The following is a 16,927-nucleotide window of genomic DNA, read 5'->3' as shown; positions in this document are numbered from 1 at the left end:
TGGCGTGCGGATGGGAGGAGATTGGTTCAGACGGCCATGCGGCGGCGGTTGCGCCGCGCGTGCATCTCGCGCTCGGTTTCCGACATGCCGCCCCAGATGCCATAGGGCTCGCTGACTTTCAGCGCGTGGGCGCGGCACTGCATGAGCACCGGGCAGGTGCGGCAGATCTCCTTGGCGCGCATCTCGCGCGCGGTGCGGGCTCGGCCACGCTCGCCATCGGGATGGAAGAACACCGCGGAATCCTGCCCGCGGCACGATCCTCGCATCTGCCAATCCCAGACATCGGCGTTGGGTCCCGGGAGGTGGGTCGGCATGGGCATGTGAACTCCTCGTGGTGCGAGCTCGTCAGCGTTGTCGAGCAGTTGTTCTGCAACAGTTGTGGGCCACGACGCCGTGTCGGCGGGGGTACCCGGGGGGCTCGCCCCTTCGTGGTCGCTGCAATTTCGCGCGGCGCCGTCCGTGGCGATGAGCTACGTTAGGTCCAGCCGCGAAATTCCGTCAATAGTTCCACGCAGCACTTTTCCAAATCTCGCGCTGCGAAATTTAACCTCCGAACTGTTTACTTTTCGCGTTGGTTCCGGCGATACTGTTCGGTTGGCCGGAGGTCGGTGGTTTCCGCTTGTGCCATGACGAGTCAAGTTTCTGCAGGTAGATGCGATTTACGGTGCGTGGGGCCGCTGCGGTGCGGATGCTGGGCGCACGACGGCGGCGCCCCTGCCGCCCACGACGTTCCCTTCGCGCGGATCCGAAGATGGCGGAAACGGGGCGCGCAGGTTAATTACGCGAAACGCGCATGAATTCCCGGCGCGGCCGCTCGGTGATTGCCGGAGCTAGATTTACCTAATGGAAACATCGGCTCGGCGGCGGAAATGCCGGGCGGTTGCGGGTCGGCGGTCGATCACCTTTCGTCGTCTCCGGCCCGCGTACCGGGCGGGATAGAGTGCGCCCGTGTTCGCGCCCGCTCCGTTCGGAGATCCTCACGTCGCGGCCCTCGCCGAGGCCGCCTTCGGCGCCGACCCTGGTCGCGCCGCCGCCGAGTTGCCGCCCGCTTCGGACCCACTCGGCCGGTGGTATCGCGCGGTGGTCCTCGGCGGTCAGGGTCGTTATGCCGCGGCGCGCGTCGAATTGCGAAGGTTATGCAATCACAGCGCCGACCCCGTGCTCCTCTCACTGGCGGGAAGTACGGATGGTTCTTTCCTTCGCCAGCTCGGGTGGCACGAGCGGGCGGCCGCGTTCGACGGGCGGGCCGCCGCGCTGCTGCTCGCCACCGACGCCGTGGCAGAGGACGAGACCGCAGGCGGTCCGTCGAACGGGCCGGGCGGCTACCTTCCCAGCCGCGCCGACGCGATCTGCGACGCCCTCACCGGCTTGGCCGCCGACGCGCTGGGAACCGGGCGGCTCGCGCTGGCCGATCGGCTGCTGCGGCGCAGCGCCTCGGCGGCACAGCGGTATCGGGCCGGTTGGCGTCCCGCGATCCGCCTGGGCTGGGTACGCGCGGAAACCGCGTTGGCGGCAGGTGATTTCGAGTCGGCCGCCGAGCACGCGTCGGTCGCGCTGGAGCTGGCCGATCGGTCCCCCTCGGTACGCCACCAGGTCAAGTCCCGCCTACTGGTCGCCGCGGCCGACGCGGCGCGCGGCGCGCGCGAACGATCCCGGGCCTCGGCCGAGGAGGTCGCCGAGCAATGCCGCGAGCACGGGCTGCTGCCGTTGCGGTGGGCTTGCGCCATGCTCCGCGCCGGATCGGGCGCCGAGAAAGCGGCGGCGGAAGCGGCCGAGTGTGCAACGGTCATAACCCGCGCAGGCGGGGCATTGCGCCCCATGGATGGTTGGTAGCTGATCACGGAGACCACCGTGTTGCCCAGATCCCGCCGACGGGTCGCTATTGTTAGATCCGTTCCGCCCCTTCGGTGGAAGCACTGGTCGTCACCGGACCGTGCCACTTGTAACGCCAGGAATATCTCTGACGATGACGCACACGGGCGAAGAGTTGGACCTCGCCGTCGCTGCCGCTGCGCAGGGCGACAGATCCGCTTTAGCTCAGGTACTGGAGATGGTCCGCCCGCTGGTGGTGCGCTACTGCCGCGCGCGGATCGGAGCCGCGGAGCGTGGGCAGCTCTCCGCGGACGACGTTGCGCAGGAGGTTTGCCTGGCTGTGATGACCGCCTTGCCCAGGTATCCAAGACCAGGGCAGGCCCTTCATGGCCTTTGTCTACGGGATCGCTTCGCACAAGGTCGCCGACGCTCATCGCAATGCCGCCCGTAACAAGGCGGAGGCGATGGCCGAAGTACCAGATGTCATATCCACCGACCAGGGACCGGAACAACGAGCTCTCGAATCCGAGACGAGCAGACAGATGAACCGTTTGCTCGCGACGCTTCCCGAGAAGCATCGAGAGATCTTGATCCTGCGCTTGGTCATGGGTTTGTCAGCGGAAGAAACCGCAGTCGCCGTGGGCAGTACGGCGGGTGCGATACGGGTGGCCCAACACAGGGCACTCGCGAAACTCAAGTCACAAGTGGCGAGGGCAGGTGAAATGTATGGCTAGGGATGGCGAGCGCGGTCGGGGTGACTGGAAGGCGCGGCTTGGATCGCGAAACAGCGGTCCCTACGCCGAGGCGTCCGGTGACAGCGACCCGGTCGACATCGCAGCGGTACGCCGCGACGATGCTCTGATCGACGCCATCGCCAGCGATGGTCCGGTGCACACCGACAGCGCCGAGGAGTATCAGCTCGCGACGCTGCTCGCGGATTGGCGAGCGGAGCTGACCGCGGCTCCGATGTCGGCCGAACCGGACCTGGATGCGATCGTGGCCGCGGTCAACCAGGAGATCGGCGCGCGGCAGGTTCGTATCGGGGCGCACAGCGGCGGGCGACTGAGGCTTCTGCGCCCGATCATGGGCACCGCGGCCGCACTGGCGCTGGTCTTCGGCGGCATGACGGCGTTCTCGTACAACGCGGAGCCGGGCGACCCGCTATGGCGGGTCAAGGAAGTCGTGTTCAGCGAACAGGCCCAGACAACCGTCGTGCAGCGGGCCGACGACGACCTGAGCCAGGCCTCCGCGCTGGTCGCGCAGAACCCGGAACAGGCGAAGGCGCGGTTGGAGCGCGCCAAGGAGAACGCCGCGCAGGTCAGCGATCCGGGCAAGCGTGCCGAGTTGATGACCGAGTGGGAGCGGCTGCTCGCGGAGCTGGGGAAGGTGTCGCCGGAACTTGCCCAACAGCTGGAGTCGACGGTGCCGAAGAGCACCGACCCGCGTGCCACCCCGGGCACCAGCGTCACCACGAAGCCCAATGCGACCAGCGGGTCCGCGACGATCATGCAGCAGCCGGGCGAGCAGACGGACAAGCCCTCGCCCACCGTGGACGCGACCGCGCCGAACGGCGGCGGCGCCACGAACGGCGGCGCGCCGACCACGGCGCCACCGGTTACCACGCCCCCGCCTGCGGCCACCACACCGCCGCAGGCGACCGTGGAGCCGACGGCTCCGCAGCAGCCGCCGGCCACGGATGTCCGGCCGCCCACAGCGGATCCGACGGTGGACACCGGGAATCCGACGGTGGCACCGCCGCCGCAGCAACCGGCCACCCGGCCGCCGACCCAGGGCCAGCCGCCGACTTTCAGCGTGCCGTCCTTCCCCAACCCGGGCTCGTTCTTGCCGCCCGGTAGGTAAGCGAACATCTCGGACGTACGACACGAACCGATCGCCGGCCAGGCGATCGGTTCTTTGTTCTTCTGACGCCGAAGGAGCCGGTCATCCGCGCTTCAGGCGGACATCCGGCTCGTCGGGGTGCGTTGTCTGCTAGAACCGTGATCCTGTGCGTCGAAGATCACAGTGGCAAGCGCGAGATGGCGGGCCGGGGAACGGCTCGCGCGCGTCTCGGGTCGGGCCGGTCAGCCGTCGAATCCGTCGAACCCGTCGCCGTGGAAAGCCTCGTTCATCGAGGCGTCCGCGTAGCCACGGCAGTAGTCCCAGGTGACGTACGCTTCCGGCGTCGGGTCGTAGGCGGGCTCGTGCGGGCGGACCGTGCCGTCGACCAGCAACTGGAGCAGGTTGGCGCGCAACATGTCCCAGTCGTGGTAATGGTCCTGCCTACAGTCTTCGCAGCTGACCACGAGTCCGCGGATCCCGCGGTGAGCCAGCAGCGCCTCGTAGACCGCGAGGTCGGCGAGATCCTCCTCGACCGCAAGGCGCTCGTGGGGATCCAGCGGTTCGCCGGGCTCGATGGCGTCGAGCGCGGCGGACGGGTCGGAGGGGTCTCCGGCGAACGGATCCGGCGGCAAGCCAGGTGGTAGATGGTCACGCACATCCCCACGGTACGCAGAACAGGGTGGTCTGCGCCAGCGATGCGGCCCGCCAGTTTCGGGGGTGGGCTCACTTCGTCGGCGAGTTCACCGGACAGATACCATGGAGCACAGGCTACGGCGGGTCTCGACATCACCGCCGCCGAACGCAACGTCCATCCCATCAGCCGTCACGGCGCCGGTCGCACCGGCGCCGGTCGCTATCGACGTCCAGGAGGGGTCGATCCGAATGAGTAATCCCGTAACGGGCGAACGAAGCGCAGTCCGCCCTCCTACGGGTGGCGACGATCCGAACAAGATCGCCATGCTCGGCCTCACATTCGACGATGTGCTGTTGCTGCCTGCCGCCTCGGATCTCATCCCCAGCTCTGTGGAGACCTCCAGTGTGCTGACCAGGGAGATCCGTCTGCGCACCCCGCTGGTCAGCTCGGCCATGGACACGGTGACCGAAGCGCGGATGGCGATCGCCATGGCCCGCGCGGGCGGCATGGGCGTGTTGCACCGCAACCTCTCGGCGGCCGACCAGGCTTCGCAGGTGGAGACGGTCAAGCGGTCCGAGGCGGGCATGGTCACCGACCCGGTGACCTGCCGTCCGACCGACACCCTCGCCGAGGTCGACGCCATGTGCGCCAGGTTCCGTATCTCCGGACTTCCGGTGGTGGACGAGACCGGTGCGCTTGTGGGCATCATCACCAATCGCGACATGCGTTTCGAGGTGGATCAGAACCGCCGCGTCGCCGACGTGATGACCAAGGCTCCTTTGATCACCGCGCAGGAGGGCGTGACCGCCGAGGCGGCGCTCGGGCTGCTGCGCAGGCACAAGGTGGAGAAGCTGCCGATCGTCGACGGCAACGGGCGCCTGCGCGGCCTGATCACCGTCAAGGACTTCGTCAAGACCGACCAGTACCCCAACGCCACCAAGGACCGTGACGGCCGCCTGCTGGTCGGCGCCGCGGTCGGCGTGGGCGAGGACGCCTGGTCGCGCGCCATGACGCTCGCCGACGCGGGCGTCGACGTGCTCGTGGTGGACACCGCGCACGGTCATCAAGCGCAGGTGCTGCAGATGGTGACCAAGGTCAAGACCGAGGTCGGCGACCGCATCCAGGTGGTCGGCGGCAACGTCGCCACCCGCGCGGGCGCGGCAGCCCTGGTCGAAGCGGGCGCGGACGCGGTCAAGGTGGGCGTCGGTCCCGGTTCCATCTGCACCACCCGCGTCGTCGCGGGCGTCGGCGCGCCGCAGATCACCGCGATCCTGGAGGCGGTCGCCGCGTGCAAGCCCGCGGGCGTCCCGGTGATCGCCGACGGCGGCATCCAGTTCTCCGGCGACATCGCCAAGGCCATCGCGGCGGGCGCGTCCACGGTGATGCTCGGCTCGTTGCTCGCGGGCACCGCCGAGTCGCCGGGCGAGTTGATCCTGGTCGGCGGCAAACAGTTCAAGAGCTACCGGGGCATGGGCTCGCTGGGCGCCATGCAGGGCCGCGGCCAGGCCAAGTCGTTCTCCAAGGACCGCTACTTCCAGGACGACGTGCTGGCCGAGGACAAGCTGGTCCCCGAGGGCATCGAGGGCAGGGTGCCGTTCCGCGGCCCGGTCAACCAGGTGATCCACCAGTTGGTCGGCGGCCTGCGCGCCGCCATGGGCTACACCGGCTCGCAATCGATCGCGCATCTGCAGGAGGCTCAGTTCGTGCAGATCACCGCGGCGGGCCTCAAGGAGAGCCACCCGCACGACATCACCATGACCGTCGAGGCCCCTAACTACACCGGACGGGGCTAGTCCGGCTACGTTCATGTACAGGACCAACCGGTCCGTGCATGATTGAGCTTGCCCACCGGCTGTGGCGGTGAGCAACCTGCGCGGTAGTTGGCGGTTCATTCGTGCTGCCCACCTGCCCCCACAAGTAACCACTGGAGGCGCGAGTCCTACGAGCGCCGTTCGCGGCCTGGCTCGTTGTCCGAGTGGGCGAAGCGCATGCGCCGGAGGCGCGAGCCTCGCCCGCTCGGACAACGAGCCGCCAACGGGCCCGAATACGCAGCGCCGCGAGCGCTGCACATCAGACAAGGAGATTTCGCGTGCGCGACATGGTGGAGATCGGCATGGGCCGGACCGCCCGGCGTACCTACGAGCTGGACGACGTCGACATCGTCCCCTCGCGCCGGACCCGCTCGTCGAAGCAGGTCTCGCTGTCCTGGCAGCTGGACGCCTACCGCTTCGAGATCCCGTTTCTCGCGCATCCCACCGACGCGCTGGTATCGCCGGAGTTCGCCGTCGAGCTCGGCCGCCTCGGCGGCCTCGGCGTGATCAACGGCGAGGGCCTGTGGGCGCGGCACGCGGATGTCGGCGCGAAGATCGACCAGTTGCTCGAACTGGTCGGCAAGGGCGGCTACGAGCGCGCCGTGGCGTTGCTGCAGGAGCTGCACGCCGCGCCGATGCAGCCGGATCTGCTCGCCGCCGCGGTCGCGCAGGTCCGCGCCGCGGGTGTCACCGTGGCGGTGCGGGTGAGCCCGCAGAACGCGCGCACGCTCACCCCGGCACTGCTGCAGGCGGGCATCGACCTGCTCGTGGTGCACGGCACGATCATCTCCGCCGAGCACGTCGGCGACGGTGAGCCGCTGAACCTGAAGACCTTCATCGCCGAACTGGACGTGCCCGTGGTCGCGGGTGGCGTGAGCGATCATCGCACCGCGCTGCACCTGATGCGCACCGGTGCGGCGGGCGTGATCGTCGGCTATGGCTCCTACCCGGGCGCGACCACCACCGGCGAGGTGCTCGGCATCGGTGTGCCGATGGCCACCGCGATCGCGGACGCCGCCGCGGCGCGCCGCGACTACCTGGACGAGACCGGTGGCCGCTACGTGCACGTCATCGCGGACGGCGACATCGCCACCTCGGGTCAGCTGGCCAAGGCGATCGCGTGTGGCGCGGACGCCGCCGTGCTCGGGGTCCCGCTCGCCCTGGCCGCGGAGGCGCCCGGCCGCGGCTGGTACTGGCCGTCGGCGGCCGCGCACCCGTCCGTGCCGCGCGGGTCGATGCTGCACGTCGACGATCCGTGGGATCTGGGTGGCGAGCCGGTCGGGGATCCCGTGCGTCCCAGCCTGGAGCGGGTGCTCTTCGGTCCGTCGGACGATCCGTTCGGCTCGCTGAACCTCGTCGGCGGACTGCGGCGTTCGATGGCCAAGGCCGGTTACTCGGATCTGAAGGAATTCCAGAAGGTGGGTCTGAGCGTCCGTGCGTGAGTTCACCGTGCCCGGGCCGGCTTGGTCCTGGCGCGCAGGAACTGCTGGATGGCGTGATTCACCGGCTCCGCGTGGGTCATCGTCACCGCGAGTCGCGCGTCCGCGATCTCGATGAACGTGGCGCCGGACAAGCCGTTGGCCAGTTCTCGGGCGCGCTTGCGGTCCATGCCGCTGTCGGTGGGATGGATCACCAATGCGGGACAGTCGATTTCGCGGAGCCGGTCCAGCACCGAATCCCGGCTGAGCAGGCAGCCCGCCGCGACCTCGATCCCGCGGCGGTCGCGCACCAGCCAGCGCTGGGTCCAGATCGTGCGGTACCACTCGTCGTCGCCGATCAGCCAGGAAGCCAGCTGGTGCACGGCGCGCTCGCGGGAGCCGTCGTCATACCACTCTTCGAGGAACTTCTGGGTGGCGCTGGACTGTTCAGGGGTGGGGGCGTGCGCTTCGGTGCTGATCAGGATCAGTCCGGAGACGCGTTCCGGGGCGATCAACGCGGTGCGCAGCGCGGTGAAACCGCCCTGCGCGGTTCCCCCGATGACGGCCTGCTCGGCGCCGAGATGATCGAGGACGGTGAGCGCGTCCCTGGCCGCGGTCCAATAGGTGAAGGGTAGGCCCTCGTCCCTGGTGCGGCCATGGCCGCGGGCATCCCAGGACACGATCCGGAACTCTGGTGCGAGCGCGGCCATTTGGGCGGCGAACATGGTGCGGTCCATCAAGAACTCGTGCGCCAGCAGTACCACCGGGCCGTCCCCGCCGCTGTCCTCGTAATGGATGTCGGCATCGATCGCGCGGGCGAAGGGCACGAGCAGAAGGATAACCAGCGAGCCGGGCCGCGCGTGACGATTCGGGCGGCCCGGCTCGCCCCCTGCACAGGCTGCTGTGCCGATGATTCGCTCGTTTCGAGGCTCACTAAACTGGTTGGGTGGCACAAACCCAGAGACCGGTCCTCGTCGTCGACTTCGGAGCACAGTACGCCCAACTGATCGCACGGCGGGTGCGCGAGTCGAGCGTGTTCTCCGAGGTGGTTCCGCACACCGCGACGGTGGAGGAGATCGCCGCGAAGCAGCCGCTCGCTGTGATCCTCTCCGGCGGCCCGGCCAGCGTGTACGCCGAGGGCGCGCCACAGCTGGATCCGCGGTTGTTCGATCTGGGGCTGCCGGTCTTCGGCATCTGCTACGGCTTCCAGGCGATGGCTCAGGCGCTGGGCGGCACGGTCTCGCATACCGGGACGCGTGAGTACGGGCGCACCGAGCTCAATATCGACGGCGGTTTGCTGCACGGCGGCCTGCCCACCATTCAGCCGGTGTGGATGAGCCACGGCGACGCGGTCACCGACGCGCCGGAGGGCTTCGAGGTCACCGGCACCACCGCGGGCGCTCCGGTCGCCGCCTTCGAGGACCGCGCGCGCCGCCTGGCCGGTGTGCAGTACCACCCGGAGGTGCTGCATTCGCCGCACGGGCAGCAGGTGCTGAGCCGGTTCCTGCACGAGCTCGCTGGCATTCCCTCCACCTGGACCCCGGCGAACATCGCCGATTCGCTGGTCGCCTCGGTGCGCGAGCAGATCGGTGACGGGCACGCGATCTGCGGGTTGTCCGGTGGGGTGGACAGCGCCGTCGCCGCCGCACTGGTGCAGCGCGCCATCGGCGACCGGCTGACCTGTGTGTTCGTCGACCACGGCCTGCTGCGGGCGGGCGAGCGCGAGCAGGTGCAGCAGGATTTCGTCGCCGCGACCGGGGCCAAGCTGGTGACCGTCGACGCGGTGGACAAGTTCCTCGGCGAGTTGAAGGGGGTGACGGATCCGGAGGAGAAGCGCAAGATCATCGGCCGGGAATTCATCCGGTCCTTCGAGGACGCGGTGGGCGAGGTTGTGCTCGAGCACGGCGCGGCCGACGGTGTGACGCCGAAGGTCGAGTTCCTGGTGCAGGGCACGCTCTACCCGGACGTCGTGGAGTCCGGCGGCGGCAGCGGCACCGCGAACATCAAGAGCCATCACAACGTCGGCGGTCTGCCCGACGACCTGGAGTTCGAACTCGTCGAACCGCTGCGGTTGCTGTTCAAGGACGAGGTCCGCGCGGTGGGCCGCGAACTCGGTCTGCCGGAGGAGATCGTCGCCCGGCAACCCTTCCCGGGTCCCGGTCTCGCCATCCGGATCGTCGGCGATGTCACCGCGGACCGGCTGGAGACGCTGCGCCAGGCCGACGCCATCGCCCGCGAGGAGTTGACCGCGGCCGGTCTGGACCGGCAGATCTGGCAGTGCCCCGTCGTGCTGCTCGCGGAGGTCCGCAGCGTCGGCGTCCAGGGCGACGGCCGCACCTACGGCCACCCGATCGTGCTGCGCCCGGTCTCCAGCGAGGACGCCATGACCGCCGACTGGACCCGGCTGCCCTACGAGGTGCTCGAACGCATCTCCACCCGCATCACCAACGAGGTGGCGGAGGTCAACCGCGTGGTCCTGGACGTGACCAGCAAGCCGCCGGGCACCATCGAGTGGGAGTGATCCTCCGGCTGCCTTGACGTCGGCTCCGCGCGGGTAAGTGTGCGAATTCAGCGGGGGCGCTGGAAGGTGCTGTGCAGGATCAGGTGCCCGAGGACCGTGCCATGGGTGGTGACGCGGTGCGGGCGGGGATCCGGCGGTGTGATTCCAGCGGGGGAGGGAGCCCGGTCATCGGGTTCATCGGAATTCACGCGGGATTCTCCTGTCGGACGACGAAGGGGAGTGTGCGAGAAGAGAACGGCCCGTCGGTACCGACCGTTCGGCATGATCACGGTCGTTTGCGCGGGGAGATCACCAGCGCGATGCCGATGACGATCGCGGCGAGCACGACGATCCAGCCGATCGGGATCATGCTGGCCGCCGGCCAGGACGCGGGTCCGGCGAAAGCCCACACGCTGACCGCGAGGGACAGCAGGCCCGCGATGAGCAGTGAGGCCGCGGGGCCGCGGGATTCGGTCGTGTTTTTCTTCTCGGTCTCAGCCACGCTGCACCTCCACGTTTCCGGCGCGGACGTCGACGTTCAGATCGAGCACCGGCGCACCGGGGGCGTTCGGACCGCTGATGCCTTCGGCGCAGACGGCCTCGGCCATCGACACCGCGCAGCGCGTGCGGACGGTCATGTCCGCGGGCAGCAGCACGCGGGCTTCGCCCATCCGCACATCGAGGTCCACGGTGCGGCTCTCGGTCAGCTTCACCGAACGCAGGTCCAGCGTGCCGGAGCCCATGGTCACTTTGTAGTTCGAGGCCAACTCGGCGAGGGAGGCGGGCGCCCAGGTGTGCTCACCCATCGCGCTCTGGTCGAACTCGATCGGGCCGACCGCGGAGGCCAGCAGCACGAACCCGGCCAGCGGCGCGGTGAGTACCAGCAAGCCGTACCCGCGCCGCAGGAACGCGCCGAGCACCAGTCCGAGACCGATCACCGCCAGCGCCGCCGCACCGATCCGGCCGGGAGTCATCCACTCCACGCCGGAGGCCGCTGCCGCGCCCGCACCTGCTGCCGCCAGGATGGCCAGGCCGAGCACCACCGGAGTCAGGCGGGAGCGGGGGCGTTTCGGTGGCGGCGCGACGACGGTGCGGACAGGCGCGGGTTCCGGGAGGTCCCAGGCGAGGGGAGCGACGCCCAGCGGATCCCACGACGGCGGGGTCTGGCCGCCGATGATCGCGGGGTGGACGGCTGCGGGCCGGTTCGTGGCCGAAGTAGGCCGACTCCCGTGCGTCGAGGTGCCGGCGCCGTCTTTACCGAACGAGACGGTGTGGTCGGCCGGTGAGATCTTCTCGATGGACGTGGCCGGTCCCGCGTGGACGCTGCCGGACGGGTGCCGTCCTGCCTCGCCGTTGCCGGATTCGGCCTTGTCGCCGATCGAAGCTACTCGGCTGTCGACGGGCGCATTCGATGCGGTTCCGCCTTCGTCGGGCGGAGTCGATCCGGACTCGCCCGACGGCGCCGCCGCCTTGTCCAGCGCTACGGTCGTAGGTTCGCCCTGCTGGTCGGGGGCGGGCTTGTCCAGGGGCACCGTGCGGGCATCCTCCGCGACTCGAACCGGCGTCTCGGGGACGTAGGAATCCGGCAGCTTGGTGTACGGCGTGTACATGGTGGTCGGCGGCATATAGAAATCTCCGACGGTCCGGGTGGCTCCCGGCGGGAAGACCGCGCCTGGGTAGCCGGTCGCGGTGAGTCCACTGTCCGGGGCGAATCCGCCGAACACTTCCGTGGTTCCGGGCGGCGGGTTGGGCGTGCGCAGGTGCAGCATCCACCAGCCCGCCAGCATGAGGGCGAGGCTGATCAGGCCCGATCCGCCGAGACCGACGCCGACCGGGCCCATCGTGCTGACCGCGATGGCCAGCGCCACGATCAGCACGATGGTCTTGGTCTGCGATTGCGAGCTGTGGCCCTTGCCGACCAGCGACTCCGCCGCCGATGCCTGGTCGCCCGACGCGCTCAGCAGCAGCCAGGCCAGCAGGTAGAGCACGATGCCCGCGCCGCCGAATATCGTCGACACCACGAACGCGACGCGAACCAGCACCGGGTCGATCTCGTAGCGCCGCGCGAACCCCGCCGCCACGCCCGCGACCGGTCCCTGCCGCGGCAACCGGACCGGCCGGGTCTGCCATATCTGCTGGACCTGGTCGCCGAAGTTCGTTTTCGTCATGTATTTCATGGTGTGCCCGAGCCGCGTATCGGCGCATCGGGGGGAACCCTGAAAATCAGCCTGAACACTTTGGACCGATCGACCGCTGGAGCAATCATTCGGCTGTGCAGCCGGCAAGATCAGGGTGAATCCCCATGCTGGTGGCCGCGGAATCGTGCCAGTATCGAAGACATGTACCCGTCTGTTCCCGCGTTCGACACTCGGGGGTTCGACGCTGCCCGTGGGCTGGGACCCGCGCCCGCGCCGATCCCCGGGCCGCCGCAGGTGCGGATGGTCCGCCGATCGGGCGGCCGGGTCGTCGGCGGGGTGGCGGGCGGTGTGGCCGACCATCTGGGCGTCGACGTGTTCAAGGTGCGGATGGCGTTCGTGCTGCTGTCCGCCCTTGCCGGGGCGGGCATCGCCGCGTACGGGCTGTTGTGGATCTTCACGCCCGGCGGCTCGGACCAGGTGAAACCCTCCGGTGCGGAGCGGCGGCAGGCCATCGGTCTCGCGATGCTCGGGCTCGGGCTCGCGGTCGCCGTGTCGTGGGTGTTCAGCGGGACGGCGGCGAAGGTGATCGCGCCGATCATCGTTGTCGCGGTCGGCGCGGCGCTGGTGTGGCGGGAGTACGACGTCGACGGGCCCCGTTCGCTGCTCGGTCTGCCCGCGCGGCCGTCGGTGGTGACCTGGTCGCGCATCGTCGCCGGAGCGACGTTGATCGTGGCCGGTCTCGGCGTGGTGGTGCTGGCGCGGATCGATCTGAGTTCGCTCGGCTCGGCGCTGCTCGCGGTGGCGGTCACGCTGGTAGGCGCGGGACTGCTGACGGTCCCGCTGTGGCTGCGCATGATGCGCGCGCTGAACACCGAGCGCGCCGCCCGCATCCGCAACGAGGAACGCGAGGAGATCGCCTCGCACCTGCACGATTCGGTGCTCCAGACGCTCGCGCTCATCCAGCGCCAAGCCGACGACCCGCAGGAGGTGCTGCGGCTGGCACGCAGCCAGGAGCGGGAACTGCGGAAATGGTTGTTCGAGGATTCCGGTCCGGCGCAGTCGAGCCTGGCCGCGGCCCTGCGGACCATCGCGGGCGAGGTGGAGGACCAGCACGGCGTGAAGGTGACGCCGGTGACCGTCGGCGACGTGCCCATGGACATCGACGGCTCCGGGGCGGGTCTGCCGAAGGAACACTTCACCGCCCTGCTCGGCGCGAGCAGGGAAGCGCTGGTCAATGCCGCGAAGCACGCGGGCGTTCCGGAGATCGACCTGTTCGCCGAGGCCGAGCCGCACCAGGTGAGCGTCTTCGTCCGGGACCGCGGCGTGGGCTTCGACCTCGCTTCCGTGCCGGAAGACCGCCGGGGCCTGGCCAAATCCATCCGCGGACGGATCGAGCGCCGCGGCGGGCAGGTGGAGCTCCGGTCGGCGCCCGGCCGCGGCACCGAGGTCAGGATCAGCATGCCGCGTACCGACTCCGGCTGCCCCGCGCCGGACGAGGAACCGGCTCGAGCCGCCGGCACCGCGCGCTAGCCGTCCGTTTCTCGCGGCCACGGTGGTTTTTCGCGGGTGCGCGGAGTGGGCGTGGACCCGGCGTGGTCCGCGAGGAGCGCGTGGGGGGATGGGTGTGGTACGGGTGGGGGGTCAAGGGTCGGTTAGGAGAAGTAGGTGACCGTGCGGGTCTTTCTCGTCGATGATCACGCCGTTTTTCGGTCGGGTGTGCGTGCCGAATTGAGCCGGGAGGCGGACATGGAGGTGGTCGGAGAGGCCGGCGGGGTGGCGGAGGCGGTGGCCGGAATCAATGCCGAGCGCCCGGACGTCGTCCTGCTCGACGTGCACATGCCCGACGGCGGCGGGGTCGCGGTGCTGGCCGGTATCGAGCCCGGGCCGGTGTGCCTGGCGCTGAGCGTGTCCGACGCGGCCGAGGACGTGATCGCGGTGATCCGTGCCGGGGCCAGAGGGTATGTGACCAAGACGATTTCGGGATCCGAACTGGCCGACGGCATCCGCCGGGTGGCCGGTGGCGACGCGGTCTTCAGTCCACGCCTGGCCGGCTTCGTCCTGGACTCGTTCACCGGGAAGTCTCCGGTGCCCGAACCACCGCTGGACCCCGAACTCGACTCGCTGACCCCGCGCGAGCTGGAGGTGCTGCGCCTGCTCGCCCGCGGCTACACCTACCGCGAGATCGCCGAATCCCTCTTCATCTCCGTCAAGACCGTGGAAACCCACGCCTCCAACGTGCTGCGCAAAACCCAGCAGTCCAATCGCAACGCCCTGACTCGCTGGGCCCACCGCCGCCGCATCGACTGACCCGCACCCGATGCCGTTGCGGCTCTTCGTATCCGGCGGGCCGGATGCGAGGCAGGCCTCAGAGGACGGCGACGATGATCGCGATGATGATGACCAGGCCGATCAGGAGGCCGACGGCGATGGCCAGCGGGGCGTTGGCCGGCTGGGGATCCCTGGCGCGCTGAGGGGCCGCGGTCGCCCCGGCGGGATTGCGGTGCGGACGGGGAAGCGGCGTGGAGTGGGGGCTGCGGATCCCCGACGCCGAATTACGTGCGGCCCAAGGCGGAATGGTCCCGTCCTCGGTGCGGACGGGCGCGCCGAGAATGTACGGCCCGGTGCCGGGACCGAAAGCGGCGGTGAGGATCTCGTCCCGCGCCTCGGCCATGGTCGGGCGGCGCTGGGGCGCGGGCTCCATCATGTGCAGCAGCGCCTGGGTGAGCACGCCGCTGCGGGTCGGCGGGATGATCTGCGCCATGGCGGCGCGGTGCACGATGACGTCGCTGTCCTCGTCGAAACCGTACGGCGGCTGCCCTTCGATCGCGGTGTAGAGCGTGGCGCCCAGGGAGAACACGTCGCTGGCTTTCGTCGGCTGCGCTCCGCGCGCCACCTCGGGGGGCAGGTAGGAGGGGGTGCCGGTGATCACGCCGTCCGGTTCGTCGGACAGATCGCCCGCGCCGCGGGAGATGCCGAAGTCGCTGAGCTTCGCCATACCCACGCCGGGCCCGCGATCGGCGACAAGGATGTTGCCCGGTTTGATATCCCGGTGCACGATGCCGACCGCGTGCGCGGCGGCCAGCGCGTCGGCGACCTGGGCGCCGATCTGCGCGACCTCGATCGGCGGCAGCGTGTCGACCAGCGCGAGCGCCTTCGCGACGCTGCGCGAGGGTAGGTGCTCCATCACCAGCCAGGGCTCACCGGCCTCGAGCACCACGTCGTACACGGCGATCGCGTGGTCGTGCGAGAGCTTCGCGGCGACCCGGCCCTCGTGCATGATCTGGTTGCGGACCGCTTCGGCTTCTTCCTCGTCGAGTCCGGCCGTGGTGAGAACCTGCTTGATCGCGACGTCCCGGTCGAGCAGCCGGTCGTGCGCCAACCAGACCGCGCCCATGCCGCCGCCGCCCACCTTCGATTGGAGGCGGTAACGGCCCGCGACGAGGTATTGAGGGCCGACAGTGGGACGAGCGCGTTCGGTCACGGTGCGAGGGTAGCGGAAAATGGGGCTAGCTGGCCTCATTCGGCTTCGCGCATGGGAAAGACAGAGGGCACGGCCGTACGCGGCGCCTGCCGGTCGGACCCTCGGTTCGAATGCCTCTCCCACACCATACCGATGAACCGAGGCCGGGCTGGGGTAGCCGGGCTCACGCCGGGTTCGCCCCCCATCGGTCGCATCGAGAATCACGTCACCCGGCATCGTCGTCGGCTGGGGACGAGCTGCGGCACGGCGTCGGCTCCGCGTGCTGGTGCCCAGTCGAGCGGACCGGGGCCGTTTCCGTTCGATGCCGGTGTCGCGCGCCCGTTGCCACGACACGAACCTGCCGAGCCCTTGACGAAACCTGGGGGTCGGTTTCTACTGAGTCCGTATCGAACGTATATTCGATATCGATCGATAGCTGGATCGGTGCTGCCGCTCGAATCGCGAGGGCCGCTCCGCATGCTTCGCCTCGGGTCCATCGTGGGAAGTAGGTGGTTGTGATGGGTTCGGATGCGATATCGCAGGGAGGGGTGAATCGGGGCGCGCTGCCGCGCGGTGGTGGGCGGGAGGGCGCCCCCTCGTTAGCCGATCTGCGCAGACGCATGGCCGCGGTGCCGGGGCGCGGGGAAGCGGCGGCGCAGCGGGCTCCGCTCGGCGCCGGATCGAGCGGAGCGGCATTGCCGGTGCCCGCAGCGCTCGCTCCGCTGTTGCCCGATGGTGGCTTGGCCAAGGGTTCTGTCGTGGCGTACACGGGGGCGAGTTCGCTGCTGGCCGGTTTGCTCGCCGCCGTGACGGCGGATGGAGGGCATGCCGCTGTCGTGGGTATGCCCCGGCTCGGTCTGCTCGCCGCGGTGGAGATGGGGGCGCAGTTGCGGCGGCTGGCCGTGATCGCCGATCCCGGCCCGGACCCGGTGGAGGTTGCCGCGGTATTGCTCGACGGGCTCGATCTGGTCGTGCTCGGGCTCGGCGGCGGCGCCGTCGCGCCCGCCCGCAGCCGGGTGCTCGCCGCCCGCGCCCGCAGCAAAGGCGCCACCCTCGTGGTCGCCGACGGCCGCTGGCCCGGCGCGTCCCTCCGGCTCGACGCCCGCATCGCGGGTTATGCCGGTCTCGGCCGCGGGCGCGGACGCTTGCGCTCGCTCGGCTTGACGGTCGAGGTGCGGGGCAAGTCGGGACCGCCGCGGCGCGGACGGCTGGATCTGTGCCCGAAGGCGGGGCGCGTGGAATGGGTGCTGCGCGAGAAGGCGGCCCGGACCGTCGAAGCCATCGAGACAGCGGAAGCGGTCTCGTGAACGCGGCG

General features: G+C 69.8%; 15 protein-coding genes and 1 pseudogene. 9 read left to right on the top strand and 7 right to left on the bottom strand.

The genetic code is table 11. The annotated features are described in order from the left end of the window. Positions 1-26: 26 nt before the first annotated feature. Positions 27-320 carry a WhiB family transcriptional regulator gene (locus K8O92_03565; protein ID UAK33088.1) on the bottom strand — a complete coding sequence of 98 codons (294 nt, stop codon included), beginning with the start codon at positions 318-320 and terminating at the stop codon, positions 27-29. Positions 321-948: 628 nt separating this feature from the next. Between K8O92_03565 and K8O92_03560 the strand changes: the two genes are divergently transcribed. The 3 genes and pseudogenes from K8O92_03560 (at position 949) to K8O92_03550 (ending at position 3,672) form a co-directional block, all read left to right on the top strand. Then, a complete protein-coding gene (locus K8O92_03560) occupies positions 949-1,833 on the top strand; it encodes a hypothetical protein (GenBank protein ID UAK33087.1) in 885 nt (294 codons plus the stop codon). Positions 1,834-1,966: 133 nt separating this feature from the next. Next, positions 1,967-2,546 (top strand): annotated as a pseudogene (locus K8O92_03555) (sigma-70 family RNA polymerase sigma factor). Beyond that, on the top strand, positions 2,539-3,672 hold the full coding sequence (locus K8O92_03550; GenBank protein ID UAK33086.1) for a hypothetical protein: 1,134 nt from the start codon (positions 2,539-2,541) through the stop codon (positions 3,670-3,672). The pseudogene K8O92_03555 and the gene K8O92_03550 overlap by 8 nt, the downstream one beginning before the upstream one ends. Positions 3,673-3,893: 221 nt before the next feature. Here K8O92_03550 and K8O92_03545 read toward each other — a convergent pair whose 3' ends face one another. Continuing rightward, the gene (locus K8O92_03545) at positions 3,894-4,307 is read right to left on the bottom strand and encodes a DUF5319 domain-containing protein (protein UAK33085.1); all 414 of its coding nucleotides are present in this window, start codon (positions 4,305-4,307) and stop codon (positions 3,894-3,896) included. A 226-nt stretch (positions 4,308-4,533) separates the two neighbouring features. Here K8O92_03545 and guaB point away from each other — a divergent pair, with 226 nt between their 5' ends. Continuing rightward, a complete protein-coding gene (gene guaB / locus K8O92_03540; GenBank protein ID UAK33084.1) occupies positions 4,534-6,078 on the top strand; it encodes an IMP dehydrogenase in 1,545 nt (514 codons plus the stop codon). A gap of 296 nt (positions 6,079-6,374) precedes the next feature. Next, positions 6,375-7,538 (top strand): GuaB3 family IMP dehydrogenase-related protein, encoded by a 1,164-nt coding sequence (locus K8O92_03535; protein ID UAK33083.1) that lies wholly within the window; start codon positions 6,375-6,377, stop codon positions 7,536-7,538. Between the two features lie 2 nt (positions 7,539-7,540). On the opposite strand, the gene K8O92_03530 is transcribed toward K8O92_03535, so the two are convergent. Next, a complete protein-coding gene (locus tag K8O92_03530) occupies positions 7,541-8,341 on the bottom strand; it encodes an alpha/beta hydrolase (GenBank protein UAK33082.1) in 801 nt (266 codons plus the stop codon). A gap of 119 nt (positions 8,342-8,460) precedes the next feature. Here K8O92_03530 and guaA point away from each other — a divergent pair, with 119 nt between their 5' ends. After that, positions 8,461-10,035 (top strand): glutamine-hydrolyzing GMP synthase, encoded by a 1,575-nt coding sequence (gene guaA / locus K8O92_03525; protein ID UAK33081.1) that lies wholly within the window; start codon positions 8,461-8,463, stop codon positions 10,033-10,035. Between the two features lie 47 nt (positions 10,036-10,082). Here the strand turns inward: guaA and K8O92_03520 are convergent, their stop codons facing one another. The 3 genes from K8O92_03520 to K8O92_03510 all read right to left on the bottom strand — a co-directional run bounded on the left by K8O92_03520 (position 10,083) and on the right by K8O92_03510 (position 12,191). Next, positions 10,083-10,223 (bottom strand): hypothetical protein, encoded by a 141-nt coding sequence (locus tag K8O92_03520; protein ID UAK33080.1) that lies wholly within the window; start codon positions 10,221-10,223, stop codon positions 10,083-10,085. A 77-nt stretch (positions 10,224-10,300) separates the two neighbouring features. Beyond that, positions 10,301-10,516 (bottom strand): hypothetical protein, encoded by a 216-nt coding sequence (locus K8O92_03515; GenBank protein ID UAK33079.1) that lies wholly within the window; start codon positions 10,514-10,516, stop codon positions 10,301-10,303. Continuing rightward, the gene (locus tag K8O92_03510; GenBank protein UAK33078.1) at positions 10,509-12,191 is read right to left on the bottom strand and encodes a PspC domain-containing protein; all 1,683 of its coding nucleotides are present in this window, start codon (positions 12,189-12,191) and stop codon (positions 10,509-10,511) included. Before K8O92_03510 ends, K8O92_03515 begins: the two co-directional genes overlap by 8 nt. 162 nt (positions 12,192-12,353) lie before the next feature. Here K8O92_03510 and K8O92_03505 point away from each other — a divergent pair, with 162 nt between their 5' ends. Together K8O92_03505 and K8O92_03500 are read left to right on the top strand one after the other, a co-directional pair. Further along, positions 12,354-13,682 (top strand): PspC domain-containing protein, encoded by a 1,329-nt coding sequence (locus K8O92_03505; GenBank protein UAK33077.1) that lies wholly within the window; start codon positions 12,354-12,356, stop codon positions 13,680-13,682. A 141-nt stretch (positions 13,683-13,823) separates the two neighbouring features. Further along, positions 13,824-14,459, top strand: a complete 636-nt coding sequence (locus K8O92_03500) for a response regulator transcription factor (protein UAK35414.1) — start codon at positions 13,824-13,826, stop codon at positions 14,457-14,459. 58 nt (positions 14,460-14,517) lie between these two features. Here the strand turns inward: K8O92_03500 and K8O92_03495 are convergent, their stop codons facing one another. Further along, positions 14,518-15,633: a serine/threonine protein kinase gene (locus tag K8O92_03495; protein UAK33076.1), complete on the bottom strand. Its 1,116-nt coding sequence runs from the start codon at positions 15,631-15,633 to the stop codon at positions 14,518-14,520. A gap of 497 nt (positions 15,634-16,130) precedes the next feature. Between K8O92_03495 and K8O92_03490 the strand changes: the two genes are divergently transcribed. Then, positions 16,131-16,919, top strand: a complete 789-nt coding sequence (locus K8O92_03490; protein UAK33075.1) for a hypothetical protein — start codon at positions 16,131-16,133, stop codon at positions 16,917-16,919. The last annotated feature ends 8 nt before the right edge of the window (positions 16,920-16,927 follow it).

The sequence above is a fragment of the Nocardia asteroides genome, assembly GCA_019930625.1.
Classification (GTDB): Bacteria; Actinomycetota; Actinomycetes; order Mycobacteriales; family Mycobacteriaceae; genus Nocardia; species Nocardia sputi.
This window is presented reverse-complemented; position numbering and strand designations above follow the sequence as displayed.